The sequence below is a fragment of the Streptomyces collinus Tu 365 genome (genome assembly GCF_000444875.1).
GTDB classification, from domain to species: Bacteria; Actinomycetota; Actinomycetes; order Streptomycetales; family Streptomycetaceae; genus Streptomyces; species Streptomyces collinus_A.
Genome location: NC_021985.1, coordinates 7,597,205 through 7,612,615, shown reverse-complemented (window position 1 = coordinate 7,612,615; position 15,411 = coordinate 7,597,205). Strand labels below are relative to the sequence as shown.

Sequence of the window (15,411 nt, the reverse complement as noted above, 5' to 3'; positions counted from 1 at the left end):
GCGGTTCCCGGATCCGGCTCGCCCCGGGCTCCGTTCCGGTGCGGGCTGTACGGGCTGCGCGGGGGCGTGCGCGCCTCCGTCGCGGTGGCCGTGCCGGCGGGCACTCCCCTCGGGTCGGGTCAGGTGCGATGCCGCAGCCGCCGGGCCGCGCCGGTGCCGGCCGCGGCGACCAGGCCGACGGCCGAGGCGGTCGTCGCCCAGCGCAGGACGCGGGACGGCCCGTGCGGGCGGTCGGCCAGGCGTTCGGGTTCCTCGCTGGGCAGGTTGCCGTCCAGGGCGAGGGCGAGGACCTCGGCGAGGTGCAGCGCGCGGCGGCCGGTGCCGCCCTGCTCGATCTGGGTGCGGCAGCTGAAGCCGTCGGCGAGGACCAGGCTGCCGGGGGCCGCCGCGCGGACGGCGGGCAGGACGCCCTGTTCGCCGACGGCCATGGACACCTCGTGGTGGCCGCGTTCGAAGCCGAAGTTGCCGGCGAGGCCGCAGCAGCCCTCGTCGAGGACCTCGGCGTCGAGGTGGGCGCGGCGCATGAGTTCGCGGTCGTCGTCGAACTTCATGATGGCGTGCTGGTGGCAGTGGGTCTGCACGGTGGCGTGGCGGGCCAGTCGCGGGGGCCGCCAGTCGTCGGGCGCGTGGTGGACGAGCTGTTCGGCGAAGGTGCGGACCTGTCCGGCGAGCCGCCGCACGTCCTGGTCGGCGGGCAGCAGTTCGGGGGCGTCGGAGCGGAAGACGGCGGTGCAGGAGGGTTCGAGGCCGATGACCGGGGTGCCGGCGTCCAGGTAGGGGCGCAGCACGTCGAGGGTGCGGCGCAGCACCTTCTCGGCGACCGGGAGCTGGCCGGTGGAGATCCAGGTCAGTCCGCAGCACACCGGCTCGGCGGGTACGGCGACCCGGAAGCCGGCGTCCTCCAGGACCCGTACGGCCGACTTGGCGATGGAGGGGTGGAAGTAGGTGCTGAAGGTGTCGGGCCACAGGACCACGGTGCGCGGGTCGGCCGGGTCGGGTTCGTCGCCGCCGCGCGCCTGCCACCACTGCAGGAAGGACTGCCGGGCGAACACGGGGGCCGAGCGGGCCGCGGCGACGCCGGCCAGCCGCTTGCCCGCGCCGGCGAGACCGGGGGCGTGCAGCGCGAGGTTGACCAGGGCCGGGGACAGGCGCGAGAGCCGGGCCCACAGGGGCAGCCAGCCCATCGAGTAGTGGGCGGCGGGCCGCATCCGGCCCGCGTAGTGCTGGGAGAGGAACTCCGCCTTGAGGGTCGCCATGTCGACCCCGGTCGGGCAGTCCGACTTGCAGCCCTTGCAGGCCAGGCAGAGGTCCAGGGCGTCGCGTACCTCGGTGGACCGCCAGCCGTCCTTGATCGCCGAGTCGGCGTGCCCGTCCAGCATCTCGAAGAGCAGCCGGGCCCGGCCCCGGGTGGAGTGCTCCTCCTCCCGGGTGGCCCGGTAGGAGGGGCACATCACGCCGCCGGAGTGGCCGCGGCAGTTGCCGATGCCGACGCAGCGCATGACGGCGCGATTGAAGGAGTGGTCGTCCTCGGGGAACTGGAAGTGGGTGGCGGGGGTGTCGGGACGCCAGGCGGGTCCGAGGCGCAGCTGCCCGTCGACCGGGTGGGGGTCGACGACCTTGCCCGGGTTCATCCGGTTGCCGGGGTCGAACAGCGCCTTCAGTTCGCCGAAGGCGGTCACGAGGCGTTCGCCGAACATCCGGGTGAGCAGTTCGCCGCGGGACTGCCCGTCGCCGTGCTCGCCGGACAGCGAGCCGTCGTAGGAGGCGACGAGGTCGGCGGCGCGTTCGACGAAGCGGCGGAAGTGGGCGACGCCGTCGGCGGTCCTGAACCCGAACGGGATGCGGGTGTGGACGCAGCCCTGCCCGAAGTGGCCGTACAGGGAGGGGTGGTCGTAGTCGAACTCCTCGAACAGCTTCCTCAGGTCGCGCAGGTAGTCGCCTAGCCGCTCGGGCGGGACGGCGGAGTCCTCCCAGCCCTCCCAGGTCTCGCGGTCGTCCGGCGGCCGGGCGGTGACGCCGAGTCCGGCCTCGCGGGCCTTGAGCATCTTCTGTTCGCGCTCGGGGTTGTCGGAGAAGGCGACGTTCGCGTCCTTCTCGCCGCGGCCGACGGCCCGCAGCAGGGCGTGCGCCTGCTCGTCCACGGCGTCCTGGCTGTCGCCGCTGAACTGCACCATCAGCCAGCTGTCGCCCCGGGGAAGGACGTCGAGGGACTCCAGGTAGGCGCCCTCCTCGCGCATGAGCTGGGCCATGCGGCCGTCCATGGCCTCCAGCTGGCTCGGCGAGCAGTGCTCCAGGAGGTGGGAGACGTCGTCGGCGGCGGCACAGATGTCCTCGTAGCCGAGGACCAGGAGCGACTGGTACGCGGGTACCGGCACGAGGTCGAGTTCGGCGCGCAGGACGGTGACCAGGGTGCCCTCGCTGCCGACGAGCGCCTTGGCCACGTCGAAGCCGTTCTCGGGCAGCAGGGAGTCGAGGTTGTAGCCGGAGACACGGCGCGGGATCCTGGGGAAGCCGCGCCGGATGTCCCCCATGTACTCGGTGGCGATGCGGTCCATGCCGCGGTAGAGCTCGGCGAGCCGTCCGCCGCCCGCCTCGATCCGGGCGCGTTCGCCGGGCGAGGTGGGGCCCACCCAGGCGCGCTGCCCGTCGTAGGTGAGGACTTCCAGGCGGCGCACGTTGTCGACGGTCTTGCCGTAGGCCTGGGCCGAGGCGCCGCAGGAGTTGTTGCCGATCATGCCGCCGAGGGCGCAGTGGCTGTGGGTGGACGGTTTGGGCCCGAACTGGAGCCTGTGCACGGCGAGTCGGTGGTTGAGGGCGTCCAGGACGATGCCGGGCTCGACGACGCAGGTGCGGGCGTCGGGGTCGACGGAGACCAGCCGGTCGCAGTACTTGGTCCAGTCGATCACCACGGCGGTGTTGGTGGTCTGCCCGGCGAGGCTGGTGCCGCCGCCGCGGGAGAGGACCGGGACGTCGAAACGGGCGCAGACGGCCACGGCGCGGGCGCCCGCCTCGACCGTGCGCGGTACCACCACCCCCAGCGGTACCTGCCGGTAGTTCGAACCGTCCGTGACGTAGGCGCCACGACTGCCCGCGTCGAAGCGGACCTCCCCGTCCACGTCGTTCCCGAGTGCGGCCTCCAGGCCGGAGATGTCCCGTGGGGTCATCTGCGCTCCTTGCGATCACCGAGGTGCTGCCCCGTCCGAGGACGGGCGAGTACCCGGCCAATGAATCAGCCAAAACTGAACAGTCTGGGCTGGACAGTTTGCCCTGCCTGATCTAGGGTGGCGGCATGGCCGACATCTCCGAATCCGCCGTTCGCACGGCCCGTGACCTGCGCGTGGTGTTCAGCCGGCTGCGGCGCCGCATCCGCGAGGTCGCGCAGGACGCCGACCTGACACCGTCGCAGGAGTCGGCCCTGTCCCTGGTCGGCAAGCACGGCGCGGCCACGGCCAGCGCCCTCGCCGCGGCGGAGGGAGTGCGTCCGCAGTCGATGGCGACCACGCTCGCCGCCCTGGAGCAGCACGGCCTGATCCGGCGCGCCCCCGACCCCGACGACGGCCGCCGCCAGCTCGTCACCCTCACCGAGGCCGGCCTGGCCCGGGTCGAGGGCAACAAGCAGCTGCGCGAGGAGTGGCTGGCCCGCGCCTTCCAGGACCGCTACACCGAGGAGGAGCGGCAGGCGGTCCTGCGGGCGCTGGAGCTGATGGCGCGGCTCTCCCAGCCCTGACGCCGCGGCTCTCCCAGCCCTGACGCCGCGGCCCGCCCGGCACGCCGGCGGGTCCCGCACCCGCCCCGCACCGGCCGGGTCCGCCGCGCCCGTGCCCGTGCCCGCAGGGTCCGGCCGGCCGCGTCCAGCGCGTCCGCCCGCCCGGCCCGGTCCCACGGGTCCCGCCGAATCCACCGTCTGCTCCGCCCCACCCCCTCCCCCCTCCCTCCTCCCTCCTCCGTCCCACCGTCCCGCTGGTCGTCCCACCCCTCGAAAGGCCCGACCGACTCATGTCGCTCACCACGCTCGACCCCCGTACCGCCCTCGTCGCGATCGACCTGCAGAACGGCATCGTGGGCATGCCCACCCAGCCGTACGCCGGCGCCGACGTCGTGGCGCGCACGGCCGAACTCGCCGACGCCTTCCGGGACCGCGGTCTGCCCGTGGTGCTGGTCCGGGTCTCCTTCGCGCCCGACTTCGCGGACGCCGTGCCCGGCCGCACCGAGCGCCAGGCGCGGGGCCTCGCCTTCCCGGAGGGCTGGGACACGGTCGTCGAGGAGCTGTCCGGCCACGCCGGCGACATCCGCGTCACCAAGCACAACTGGAGCGCCTTCCACGGCACCGACCTGGAGGTCCAGCTCCGCCGCCGCGGCGTCACCCAGATCGTGCTGACCGGCGTCGCCACCAGCATCGGCGTCGAGTCCACCGCGCGCGACGCCTACGCCCACGGCTACCACGTCACCCTCGCGACGGACGCCATGGCCGACAGCGACCCCGAGGCGCACCGGGGCAGCGTGGAGCGGATCTTCCCGCGGCTCGGCGAGAGCGGCACGACGGCGGAGATCCTGGAGCTGCTGGCCAAGACGCACGCCTGACCAGCGCGTCCGGCGGCCGGTGCGGGCGGGCAACCGCCCCCGCCGGGCGCCGCGTTAACATTTCGGCCACGCGCACCGTGCCCACCAGGTCACGGAAAGCGAACCAAGGGGGCTTGGAAGCCGGATGCCGGTCAAGGTCAGCGTCGTCGTACCCGTGTACAACCCCGGCCCGTACATCGAGGAGTGCGTCGCCTCGCTGCTGCGGCAGTCACTGCCTCCCGACGAGTTCGAAGTGATCTTCGTGGACGACGGCTCCACGGACGCCACCCCGGCCCGGCTCGACGCACTCGCCGCCGAGCACCGGCACATCAGCGTCATCCACCAGGAGAACTCCGGCTGGTCGGGCAGGCCCCGCAACGTGGGTATCGAGGCGTCCCGCGGCGAGTTCGTGATGTTCGTCGACAACGACGACCACCTCGGCGACGAGGCCCTGGAGCGGATGTACGCCTACGGGGTGGCGAACGGCGCGGACGTGATCGTGGGCAAGATGGCGGGCAAGGGCCGCCCGGTGCCGGTGGAGCTGTTCCGCCGCAACCGGCCGCGCGCCACCGTGGCCGACGCCCCGCTGATCGACAGCCTCACCCCGCACAAGATGCTCCGGCGCGCCTTCCTCGAGCGCACCGGGCTGCGCTTCCCCGAGGGCCGGCGGCGCCTGGAGGACCACGTCTTCGTCACCGAGGCCTATCTGCGCGCGGACAACGTCTCGGTGCTCGGCGACTACGTCTGCTACTACCACGTCAAACGCGAGGACGCTGCCAACGCCGGCTTCCAGCGCTTCGAGCCCGTCGGCTACTTCAAGAACCTGCGTGAGGCCCTCGACGTCGTCGAGCGGTACACCGAGCCGGGCCCGCTGCGCGACCGGCTGCTGCGCCGCTGGCTGCGGGTGGAGATGGTCGAGCGGATGAGCGGGCGCCGGCTGCTGGCGATGCCCGACGATTACCGGCGCGACCTGCTGCGCGAGATGCACGCGGTCGTCGTGGAGCGCTTCGGCCCCGGGGTCGCTCCCGGGCTCCGCCCCGACCAGCGGATCGTCGCCGCCCTGATCCGCGAGGACCGGTACGACGACCTGGTCGCCTACGCCACCTGGGAGACGGGCGTGCGGCCCAGGGCCGTCCCCACGGCCGTGGAGTGGCAGGAGGGCACGCTGCGGGTGCGCTTCACCGCGGAGTACCACGATCCCGACGGCCCCCTGACCGTGGACCCCGAGGTGTCCGGCCCCGCGGCCGGGAGCGCGCCCGCCGACCTGGCCGAGGCCACGGAACGGCTGGCCGCCGCGGCCGCCGACGGCTTCGAGGACGCCCGCGCCGACCTGGTGCTGCGCGACCGGCGGACCGCCGCGTCCTTCTTCCAGCCGGTGGAGATCAGCCGCGAACGGGTGCCGGCCGGGGACGGCCGCGTCCGGCTGGTGCTGCGCGGCACGGCCACCGTGGACCCCGCCGCCGCGGCGGGCGGCGCTGCGCTGTCCGGCGGCCTGTGGGACGCCTACGTCCGGGTCTCGCTCGGCGGCTGGACCAAGGAGTGCCGGCTGGGCCCCGCCCCGGAGCGGGCGGCCGCGCTGCCGCCCGCCGGGCTCGTCGCCGGCCGGGTGGTGCTGCCGTACTGGACGAAGCAGTACCGCAACCTCTCCCTGGACGTGGACCGGGCCGTCAGGTCGCTCGGCCTGCACCGGCTCACCCCGGCGGACGCGGCGGTGTCCGACACCGAGGTGCTGACCGTCGCGCTGCCGCTGCACGTCCCGGACACCACCGACGTCGCGGTGCGGCTGACCGACACCGCCTCGGGCCGGACGCTCGACCGGGCCGCCGTGCTCACGCCCGCCGACGGCGCGCACGCGCTGCTGGAGGCCGCGCTCCCGTCGGACGACCTGCGCGGCACGACCTGGCGGACCGACCTGCGCCCGGCCGGCGGCCGGGTCCTCGCGCTGCCGCTGCTGCTGCGGGCAGGCCGCGCCCGGGGCGCCGTCGAGGTCACCCGCGGCGCGCCGGCCCGGCCGCTGCGGCGGGTGCTGCGCGCGGCGCGGCGCCTGCTCGGCGTGGTACGGGGCAGCGCCGGCACGACCACGACGACTCGGAGGGCCTGACGGAATGCGGCAGTTGGGGATAGCGGACGCCTGGGTGCTGGAGCCGAAGGTGTTCCCGGACGAGCGGGGCAGCTTCCACGAGTGGTACCGGGGCGCGGAGTTCCGCGAGGCCACCGGGTACGACCTCACGCTCGCCCAGGCCAACTGCTCGGTGTCCCGGCGAGGCGTGCTGCGGGGTGTCCACTTCGCCGACGTGCCGCCCGGGCAGGCCAAGTACGTCACCTGTGTGCGCGGTGCCGTGCTGGACGTGGTCGTGGACGTCCGGGTGGGCTCGCCCACCTTCGGCCGGTGGGAGGCGGTGCGCCTGGACGACGACACCCGGCACGCCGTGTTCCTGGCGGAGGGTCTCGGACACGCCTTCATGGCGCTGACCGACGACGCCACCGTGGTGTACGTGTGCTCGGCCGGGTACGCGCCGGGGCGCGAGCACGGCGTGCATCCGCTCGATCCCGGTCTGGGCATCCCCTGGCCGGAGGGTGTCGAGCCGGTGATGTCGGCCAAGGACGCCGAGGCGCCCACTCTGGCCGAGGCGGAGCGGTCCGGGCTGCTGCCCGGCTACGCGGACTGCTCCGCCCACTACGAGCGGCTGCGCTCGGGCCGGTTCAGCGGCTGACGGAGTACGGCGCCAGCGCGCGCCGCAGCGGCTCCCAGCCGCGGGCCCGTCCGGTCCCGCGGTTGCGGGCCGCCACCAGCGGCTTCCAGAAGCCGGCGCCGAGGAAGTCCGCGGGCGCGACGGCCGTGGTGCGCTCCAGGACGGACTCGGGCACCTTCTGCGGGTCGGGCACGTCGAACTCCGCGACGATCTCGTCGTAGCGGTCCTTCAGGACGGTGCTCGCCGGGTCGGCGCCGAACACCACGAGCTGGCCGGTGGGCGCGGTGTCGACCAGGACCGTGACCAGGTCCGGGCGGTGGCGGCCCAGGATCTCGACCAGCTTGTAGACGTCGCCGGTCCAGGCGTTGGTGTGCCGGTCGCGGGCGGCCTCGTCGACGTTGCGCGGGAGCATGTCGTCGAAGACGATCACGCTGGCCCAGTCCGCGTGCTTCTCGATGTTGATGAAGTCCCGCAGCGCGTACTCGAACAGGTGCATGCCGTCGATGAAGGACAGGTCGACGGTGGTGCGTCTGAAGTACCCGAACGGGCTGCGGTTGCGTGCCAGGTTGCGCAGCGGGTGGCGGCCGCCCCTGAGGTGCGCGAGGGGGTTGTCGCGGGCGAAGAAGTCGTCGCTGGTCGCCTTGGCGAGGTGCACGTCGCAGCGGATCTCGGTGACCACCTTGAACGCGGGGTCGATCGCGATGCTGGGCACCCGGGACAGCGTCAGGCTGCGCCCGTCGTTGACGCCGATCTCCAGGTAGTTGCGGTTCGCGCTGACCTTGTGGAGCTCCCGCAGGAACTCGTGCCGTTTCACTGGGACATCTCCTGGCGGACGGGAGGCGGGGCATGGCTGCGTGAGCCGAGCGCCGCTCCCCCGGCTCGCGGCCTCACCCTAGCGGCGATCGTCCGGTTCGGACCTTTGTTTGCCACACCGGCCGCCGCCCAGTTCGCGCCGCTCAGTCCTCGCCGCGGACTATGTTGTCGTCGGCCTCGGCGCCCCGTTGGGTGGCGGAACGTTCCAGCACGGCCGGCAGACAGGTGCGCGCCTTGGTGCCCTGGCGGCGCTTCGCCTTGGACCAGCCGGTCTCGGCATAGGGGAGCGTGGTCTTCTCACTGCTGTGCGCGGTCACGGCGCTTCATCTTCTTTCTGAGTCCCTCTGGCTCCGAGGGCCGGTGCGGGGAACGACTCCCGCACCCGGCCCGTCGCACGGTGTGTGTCCGGTCCGGGTCCCCGTGCCGCACCCACACAAACCAGGCGGAACCACCTCAGGTCCGGCCGCCGCCACCGCCACCGAAGGATCCACTGGACCCGGGGGACCACCGCGGTCGGCGCTGGTCCTCGGCGCGCCGGGTGCCGACGTTGCCGAGCTGATGGGGCGTGAGCCGTTCGCTCTCGTCCGTGGCCCGCGGCACCTCGTGGGGCTCCCGCATCTCACGCGTCTCCCGCACCGGCCCGTCGGGCGGGAGCGTGGGCTGCTCGTCGGGACGGGGCGGGGCGGACTCCCGCCGGCGTACGTTCATGCCGAGCCGGACGGCCCACACCAGCCCGGCCGTGATGGCGACACCGGCGACGAGGACGAGGATGTATCCGAACATGTGAGCGCCCCCGGCTGCTTGGTACGTGGCTGCGTTCATGGGCGTCGGGTACCCGGGGGCGCCCGGCGGATGCCTGGCGGCGCCCGGCCGACGGCGCTTCACCCGGACGGCACAGCGGGCAGCGGACCCGGGCGCGGCGTGGGCGTGGGCCCGCAGGGCGTGGCGCGGGCGGCCCCCCGGGCCCGCGGAGTACCGTCGCCCACGATGACCGAATCACCGGAAATGTCCGAGATCAGGGAGATCACCGCACGGTACTCGGCCCCCGCCCAGCGGCCCGGCCGGGCCCTGCTGCGCTGGGCCTTCACCGCCGACCACAAGGTGATCGGCCGGCTCTACATGGTCACCGCGTTCTCCTTCTTCCTGCTGGCCGGGCTGCTCGCGCTCGGCATGCGCGCCGAACTGGCCCGTCCCGGACTGCAGTTCCTGAGCGAGGAGACCTACAACCAGTTCTTCACGATCCACGGCACCATCATGATGCTGCTGTTCGCCACGCCCATGTTCGCCGGGTTCGCCAACGCGGTCATGCCGCTGCAGATCGGCGCCCCCGACCTGGCGTTCCCGCGGCTGAACGCGATGTCGTACTGGATGTACCTGTTCGGCGGGCTGATGGTGATCTCCGGCTTCGTGGTGCCGGGCGGGGCGGCGGCGTTCGGCTGGTTCGCGTACGCCCCGCTGAACAGCGCCTACTTCTCCCCCGGCGCCGGCGGCGACCTGTGGACGATGGGGCTGGTGGTCTCGGGTGTCTCGACGACCCTGACCGCGGTGAACTTCATCGCCACCATCGTGTCCCTGCGCGCGCCGGGCATGACCATGTTCCGTATGCCGATCTTCACCTGGAACGTGCTCTTCACCTCGGTCCTGGTGCTGCCCTCGTTCCCGGTGCTGACCGCCGCGCTGCTGGCCTTGGAGTCGGACCGCAAGTTCGGGGCGCACGTCTTCGACGCCTCGAACGGGGGCGCGCTGCTGTGGCAGCACCTGTTCTGGTTCTTCGGCCATCCCGAGGTGTACATCGTCGCGCTGCCGTTCTTCGGGATCATCTCCGAGATCATCCCGGTCTTCTCCCGCAAACCGATGTTCGGCTACCTGCCGATGATCGGGGCGACGATCGGCATCACCATGCTGTCGGCGGTGGTGTGGGCGCACCACATGTTCGCCACCGGCGCGGTGCTGCTGCCGTTCTTCTCCATCATGTCGTTCCTGATCGCGGTGCCCACGGGCATCAAGTTCTTCGCGTGGACCGGGACGATGATCAACGGCTCGCTCTCGTTCGAGACGCCGATGCTGTGGTCGATGGGGTTCCTGGTGACGTTCCTGCTGGGCGGGCTCAGCGGCGTGCTGATCGCCTCGCCGCCGCTGGACTTCCACCTGACCGACTCCTACTTCATCGTCGCCCACCTGCACTACGTGCTGTTCGGCACGGTGGTGTTCGCGATGTTCGCCGGGTTCTACTTCTGGTGGCCCAAGTTCACCGGGAAGATGCTGGACGAGCGGCTCGGCAAGTGGCACTTCTGGCTGCTGTTCCCGGGGTTCCAGGCGACCTTCCTCGTGCAGCACTGGCTCGGCGAGGAGGGCATGCCCCGCCGGTACGCGGACTACCTGCCCTCGGACGGCTTCACCCTGCTCAACGCCATCTCCTCGGCGGGGGCGTTCGTGATCGGCGTCTCCACCCTGCCGTTCCTGTACAACGTCTGGCGCACCGCCGTCCGGGGGAAGCGGGTCACCGAGGACGACCCGTGGGGCTGGGGCCGGGGCCTGGAGTGGGCGACGTCCTGCCCGCCGCCGCGGCACAACTTCGTGGCACTGCCCCGGGTGCGCTCGGAGTCGCCCGCGTTCGACCTGCACCATCCGGACGTCGTGCGGACGGCCGAGGAGGAGGGACTGCGGTGAAGGCGGAGGCGAGGCTGTTCGGCGGGGTCGCGCTGTTCTTCTGGGCGGCCGCCGGGCTGTACGGGGTGTGGTCGGGCGAGGCGGCGGGCACGACCGCGCTGGTGGTGGCGGGCGGGATGGCGGGGGTGATCGGCTTCTTCTTCCTGGTCCAGTACCGGCGCCGGGGCTCCCGGCCGCAGGACCGCACGGACGCGGACGTGGCGGAGGCGGCGGGTCCGGTGGCGTTCTTCCCGGACGAGAGCCCGTTCCCGATCGTGGTCGCGCTGGGTTCCGCGCTGACGGCGACCGGGGTGGTCTTCGGGCTGTGGCTGTTCCTCATCGGCTCGGTCGTTCTGGCTCGCGGGGTCTACGGGATGGTGTTCCAGTACGCCCGCCGGTGAGCGCCCGGCGCGGCGCTCCCGGCCGGAACTCCTCGACGGGCTCGTGGCCGCTCTCGTAGCCGCCGGTGACGTTCTGCCTGATGTCGCCGGTGGGCACGCCCTCGGCCAGGCGCTCGCGCTCGGCCTCCGTGAGCGCCCGGCACAGCCAGCGGGTGACCAGGAAGGCGACGACGGGCGCGAGCACGAGGGAGACCCGCAGGATCCAGGTCAGGGCGTTCACCGAGACGCGGAAGGACTGGGCGATGACGTCGTTGGCGCCGGCCACCAGCAGCACGGCGTAGAAGACGGTGCCCGCCACGCCGAGGCCGGTGCGCACAGGACGTTCGCGCGGACGGTCGCACAGGTGCTGCTCGCGGTACCACTCACCGGTCAGACGCTGCTCCACGAACGGGTAGGCGTACAGCACGCCGAACAGCAGCGCCGGCAGCACCACCGCCGGGAGCAGCACGTTCCACATGAGGGTGTGCCCCGCGACGTTCGTCTCCCAGGGCGGTACGAGCCGCAGCGCGCCCTCCAGGAAGCCCACGTACCAGTCCGGCTGCGAGCCGGTGGAATCCACGTCGGGCCGATAGGGGCCGTAGGTCCACACGGGGTTGATCTGCGCGACGCCCGACATCAGCGTCAGGACGCCGCCCACGGTCAGGGACAGGCCCGTGGAGAGGGCGGTGAACTGCGGGAAGAGCGGTTTGCCGACGACGTTGCGGTTGGTGTGGCCGGGCCCCCGCCACTGGGTGTGCTTGAGGTGGAACACCAGCATCAGGTGCACCGTCACCAGGGCGAGGATCGCGCCCGGGAGCAGCAGGATGTGCAGCGGGTACAGGCGGGTGATGATGTCGTGGCCCGGGTAGGGGCCGCCGAAGGCGAAGAACGCCACGTACGTGCCCACCACGGGCAGAGACGTCATGATGCCCTGGGCGATGCGCAGTCCGGTGCCGGAGAGCAGGTCGTCGGGGAGCGAGTAGCCCGCGAAGCCCTCGGCGAGCGCGAGGACGAACAGGGTCAGCCCGATCACCCAGTTCACCTCGCGCGGCCGGCGGAACGCGCCGGTGAAGAAGATCCGCAGCATGTGCAGGCCGATCGCGGCGATGAACACCAGCGCGGCCCAGTGGTGCATCTGCCGGATCAGCAGGCCGCCGCGCACGTCGAAGCTGATGTTCAGGGTGGAGTCGAAGGCCGCCGACACCAGCACACCGCGCAGCGGCGGGTACGACCCGTCGTAGACGACCTCGGTCATCTCCGGCTGGAAGAAGAAGGTCAGCCACACGCCGGTCAGGATCAGCACCAGGAGGCTGTAGAGGGCGATCTCGCCGAGCATGAACGACCAGTGCTCGGGGAACGCCTTGCGCAGCAGCGCGCCGCCCTGGAGCAGCGGGAGTCTGCGGTCCGCCGCGCCCGCGATCCGTTCCGCGCGGCGGCCCGCTCGGCTCACGTGTCCTCCGGTGCCGCCGCCCGTGCCACCTCGGCCTCCACCTCGGCGCGCGGCCGGCCCGTGTCCCGCGCGTACTCGCTCAGCGCCGTCTGCACGTCGCGGGCGAGGTCCCGCCAGGCGCGCAGCGCCGTCTCGTAGGTGCCCGACTGGGCGCCGCTCATCTGCCGGCCGGCCGGCGGGCCGTACGCGCTGCGCAGCTCGTCGACCATGCGCTGGGCCGCGTCCGCGGCCCGCTGCTTGGCCACCAGCTCTTCGAAGGTGTGTGCCACGTCAAGACCCTAGGCACGGTCGGCACGAGGCCGCCTGTCGAGCCGCCACGAGGGAAGGACACCGCTCCCCCGAACGGCGGTCCGGGGGCGGCCCGGACGGCGGACGCGGCGCCTACCCCTGGTCGAGTGGCGGGCCGGCGTCCGGCACGAGGTCCGCCCACACCTGCTTGCCGCCGCTGACCGGCACCGTGCCCCAGGTCGCCGAGACCGCCTCGACCAGCAGGATGCCGCGTCCGCCGGTGGCCTCCCAGCCGATGCTGGTGGGCTTGACGGGGCTGCGCGGCGAGCCGTCGGCCACGGCGAGCCGGAGCCGGTGGTTGACCAGGCTGAGGTCCAGCCGGACCTGGCCCCCGGTGTGCACGAGGGCGTTGGTGACCAGCTCGGAGACGATGAGCAGGGCCGCGTCCAGGGTGTCGCGCTCCACGCCCCAGGTGCGCAGGGTGCGCCGGGTGAAGCGGCGGGCGTGCCGGACGGCCTCCGGGACCCGCCACACGGTCCAGCTCTCGCGCAGCGGGCGTACGGCCATGCCGTCGTAGCGCATCAGCAGCAGGGCGACGTCGTCGCCGCGGTGCGCCCCGGTCAGCAGGGCGTCGGCGACCAGTCCGAGGTGGCCGGGGTCGGCGGCGGCGAGCTCCGCGGCGAACCGGGCCATACCCTCGTCGATGTCGGCCTCGGCGGACTCCACCAGGCCGTCGGTGGTCAGGGCGAGGACCGTGCCGGGCTGGAGCCTCAGCGGGGTCATCGGGAAGTCGGCCCGGGTCAGCACACCGAGCGGCGGCCCGCCCTCGGCCTCGACGATCTCGGTCGAGCCGTCGGGGTGGCGCAGCACCGGCTGGAGGTGGCCGGCGCGCACGCACCAGGCGGTGCCCTGCTCCATGTCGACGTCGACGTAGCAGCAGGTGGCGAAGAGGTCGGTCTCCATGTCCAGCAGCAGCCGGTTGGCGTGCGTGACGACGACGTCGGGGGCGTGGCCCTCGGCGGCGTAGGCGCGCAGGGCGGTGCGCATCTGGCCCATCAGGGTGGCGGCGCCCGCGTTGTGGCCCTGGACGTCGCCGATGACGAACGCCACGTGGTTGTCGGCCAGCGGGATCACGTCGTACCAGTCGCCGCCGACCTCGAGACCGGCGGTGGTGGGCAGGTACCGGGCGACGGCGACCGCGCCGGGCAGCCGGGGCAGGCGGCGCGGCAGCAGGGTGCGCTGGAGCATGCCGACGAGTTCGTGCTCGGCGTCGAAGGCGTGCGCCCGCAGCAGGGCCTGTCCGGCGAGGCCCGCGGAGGCGGTGAGCAGGGCACGCTCGTCGGGGGCGAAGTCGTGCGGCCGGTCCCAGCCGATCAGGCAGGCCCCGGCCATCCGGCCGCCCGCGGGCAGCGGCAGCACGGCGAGGCCGCCGGGGCCCACCTCGGCGAGGGCGGGCTCGAGGGCGCTGCCGGCGGGCCAGATCCGGGACCGGCCCTCGCGCAGGGCGGCGGCGAGGGTGGGCATGGACCGCACCGGCGCGTCGGGCCACTCGGTGCGCCACTCGCTGCGCCACAGCTCGGGCCAGGACTCGGGTTCGGGCGGGTCGAGGACGGTCACGACGAGGCGGTCGTTCTCCAGCTCGGCCAGGGCGAGGCGGTCGGCCTGCAGGGGTTTGCGCAGGGCGACGACGACGGCCTTGCCGACGTCCTTGACGGTGCCGGCCATGGCGAGGGCGGCGGCCAGGCGCTGCACGCGGGCCACGTCGGTGACGTCGGAGCGCAGGGTCGAGGCGTCCGCGACGGTGCCGACGAGCCGGGCCGGGCGGCCCTCGCCGCTGCTCAGCATCCGCCCGCGCAGCCGCAGCCACTTGGGTGGCCCGGACGGCTGCAGGACGCGGAACTCCAGCTCGCGTTCGCCGATGGACATGTGGTCGGCCTCGACCACCGACATCAGGGCGGGCAGGTCCTCGGGCACGGTGAGGCCGAGGAGCGTCTCCACCCTGCCGTCGAACTTCTCCCGGCCGATCCCGAAGAGCCGCAGGATGGTGTCGCCAACCTCGACCCGGCCGGTGTCCATGGCGAGGCTGAACCGGTCGGCGGGCGGCGGCTCGCCCGCCTCGGTGGTCCCGATCGACGCGGGCACGGCCACCGCCCGGGCGACCAGCTCCAGGCAGGCGCGGTCGTCGGTGCCGAAGCCGCCCGGGTGCTCACTGACGGCGAGCAGACAGCCGCCGCCGGCCGGGCCGAGCGGCAGCACCGCCACCGAGAAGTCGGCCGACGGGGTCCGGCGCGCCTCCGGGAAGTCGGCCAGCTCGGCCGGGCCGAGCCACACCGCCCGCCCGGTGCGGTGCGCCTCCGCGACCGGCGAGGCGCCCGCGGCCGGATAGCCGTCGCGCAGTCCGTACAGCGTCCGCGGCAGCCCCGCCGACTCCACCAGGCACAGTCCCGCGGGGTCGGCGCCAGGGGCGTAGACCCCCGCGAACGCCGCCCCCGCGAACACCAGCGCCTGTTCGAGAACCCGGCGCAGCCGGTCGGGAGCGGCGGACACGTCGATGAGCGTCTCCAGGGCGGTCTCGGCACGCTCGGCTCTCGTTCTGCGCACCGCAGCACCCTCACTGGCCACTTGGCCATTACAGCGC

Annotated in this window: 13 protein-coding genes; 6 read left to right on the top strand and 7 right to left on the bottom strand. The window is 73.3% G+C overall.

The window, feature by feature from the left end; genetic code table 11:
- Nucleotides 1-119: 119 nt before the first annotated feature.
- On the bottom strand, nucleotides 120-3,164 hold the full coding sequence (locus B446_RS32870) for an FAD-binding and (Fe-S)-binding domain-containing protein (RefSeq protein ID WP_020943767.1): 3,045 nt from the start codon (nucleotides 3,162-3,164) through the stop codon (nucleotides 120-122).
- Between the two features lie 125 nt (nucleotides 3,165-3,289).
- On the opposite strand from B446_RS32870, the gene B446_RS32865 reads away from it, so the two are divergent.
- The 4 genes from B446_RS32865 to rfbC all read left to right on the top strand — a co-directional run bounded on the left by B446_RS32865 (nucleotide 3,290) and on the right by rfbC (nucleotide 7,274).
- Nucleotides 3,290-3,727 carry a MarR family winged helix-turn-helix transcriptional regulator gene (locus tag B446_RS32865; protein ID WP_020943766.1) on the top strand — a complete coding sequence of 146 codons (438 nt, stop codon included), beginning with the start codon at nucleotides 3,290-3,292 and terminating at the stop codon, nucleotides 3,725-3,727.
- Nucleotides 3,728-3,996: 269 nt separating this feature from the next.
- Nucleotides 3,997-4,581, top strand: a complete 585-nt coding sequence (locus B446_RS32860) for a hydrolase (RefSeq protein WP_020943765.1) — start codon at nucleotides 3,997-3,999, stop codon at nucleotides 4,579-4,581.
- Nucleotides 4,582-4,705: 124 nt separating this feature from the next.
- Entirely contained in the window at nucleotides 4,706-6,661 is a 1,956-nt protein-coding gene (locus B446_RS32855; protein ID WP_020943764.1) for a glycosyltransferase family 2 protein, read from the top strand.
- A 4-nt stretch (nucleotides 6,662-6,665) separates the two neighbouring features.
- Nucleotides 6,666-7,274 carry a dTDP-4-dehydrorhamnose 3,5-epimerase gene (gene rfbC, locus B446_RS32850; RefSeq protein WP_043476934.1) on the top strand — a complete coding sequence of 203 codons (609 nt, stop codon included), beginning with the start codon at nucleotides 6,666-6,668 and terminating at the stop codon, nucleotides 7,272-7,274.
- Here the strand turns inward: rfbC and B446_RS32845 are convergent.
- The 3 genes from B446_RS32845 to B446_RS32840 form a co-directional block, all read right to left on the bottom strand.
- Nucleotides 7,264-8,067 (bottom strand): class I SAM-dependent methyltransferase, encoded by an 804-nt coding sequence (locus tag B446_RS32845; protein WP_020943762.1) that lies wholly within the window; start codon nucleotides 8,065-8,067, stop codon nucleotides 7,264-7,266. The genes rfbC and B446_RS32845 overlap by 11 nt on opposite strands.
- Before the next feature lie 142 nt (nucleotides 8,068-8,209).
- Complete coding sequence (locus tag B446_RS39825; RefSeq protein WP_020943761.1) at nucleotides 8,210-8,383, bottom strand: hypothetical protein; 174 nt, start codon at nucleotides 8,381-8,383, stop codon at nucleotides 8,210-8,212.
- Between the two features lie 136 nt (nucleotides 8,384-8,519).
- Nucleotides 8,520-8,888 carry a DUF6479 family protein gene (locus B446_RS32840; RefSeq protein WP_043476919.1) on the bottom strand — a complete coding sequence of 123 codons (369 nt, stop codon included), beginning with the start codon at nucleotides 8,886-8,888 and terminating at the stop codon, nucleotides 8,520-8,522.
- 165 nt (nucleotides 8,889-9,053) lie between these two features.
- On the opposite strand from B446_RS32840, the gene ctaD reads away from it, so the two are divergent.
- Nucleotides 9,054-10,736: a cytochrome c oxidase subunit I gene (gene ctaD / locus B446_RS32835; protein ID WP_106960642.1), complete on the top strand. Its 1,683-nt coding sequence runs from the start codon at nucleotides 9,054-9,056 to the stop codon at nucleotides 10,734-10,736.
- Nucleotides 10,733-11,116, top strand: a complete 384-nt coding sequence (locus tag B446_RS32830) for a cytochrome c oxidase subunit 4 (protein ID WP_020943758.1) — start codon at nucleotides 10,733-10,735, stop codon at nucleotides 11,114-11,116. The genes ctaD and B446_RS32830 overlap by 4 nt, the downstream gene beginning before the upstream one ends.
- Here the strand turns inward: B446_RS32830 and B446_RS32825 are convergent.
- The 3 genes from B446_RS32825 to B446_RS32815 all read right to left on the bottom strand — a co-directional run bounded on the left by B446_RS32825 (nucleotide 11,052) and on the right by B446_RS32815 (nucleotide 15,395).
- The gene (locus tag B446_RS32825; RefSeq protein ID WP_020943757.1) at nucleotides 11,052-12,545 is read right to left on the bottom strand and encodes a cytochrome b; all 1,494 of its coding nucleotides are present in this window, start codon (nucleotides 12,543-12,545) and stop codon (nucleotides 11,052-11,054) included. The two genes, B446_RS32830 and B446_RS32825, sit on opposite strands and share 65 nt — an antisense overlap.
- Complete coding sequence (locus tag B446_RS32820) at nucleotides 12,542-12,814, bottom strand: hypothetical protein (RefSeq protein WP_020943756.1); 273 nt, start codon at nucleotides 12,812-12,814, stop codon at nucleotides 12,542-12,544. Before B446_RS32820 ends, B446_RS32825 begins: the two co-directional genes overlap by 4 nt.
- A gap of 112 nt (nucleotides 12,815-12,926) precedes the next feature.
- Entirely contained in the window at nucleotides 12,927-15,395 is a 2,469-nt protein-coding gene (locus B446_RS32815) for a SpoIIE family protein phosphatase (protein WP_043476916.1), read from the bottom strand.
- Between the last annotated feature and the right edge of the window lie 16 nt (nucleotides 15,396-15,411).

Coding starts and splice junctions, on each gene's coding strand:
- B446_RS32860 (WP_020943765.1), top strand. CDS start 3,997: ATGTCGCTCACCACGCTCGACCCCCGTACCGCCCTCGTCGCGATCGAC.
- B446_RS32865 (WP_020943766.1), top strand. CDS start 3,290: ATGGCCGACATCTCCGAATCCGCCGTTCGCACGGCCCGTGACCTGCGC.
- rfbC (WP_043476934.1), top strand. CDS start 6,666: ATGCGGCAGTTGGGGATAGCGGACGCCTGGGTGCTGGAGCCGAAGGTG.
- ctaD (WP_106960642.1), top strand. CDS start 9,054: ATGACCGAATCACCGGAAATGTCCGAGATCAGGGAGATCACCGCACGG.
- B446_RS32870 (WP_020943767.1), bottom strand. CDS start 3,164: ATGACCCCACGGGACATCTCCGGCCTGGAGGCCGCACTCGGGAACGAC.
- B446_RS32855 (WP_020943764.1), top strand. CDS start 4,706: ATGCCGGTCAAGGTCAGCGTCGTCGTACCCGTGTACAACCCCGGCCCG.
- B446_RS32840 (WP_043476919.1), bottom strand. CDS start 8,888: ATGAACGCAGCCACGTACCAAGCAGCCGGGGGCGCTCACATGTTCGGA.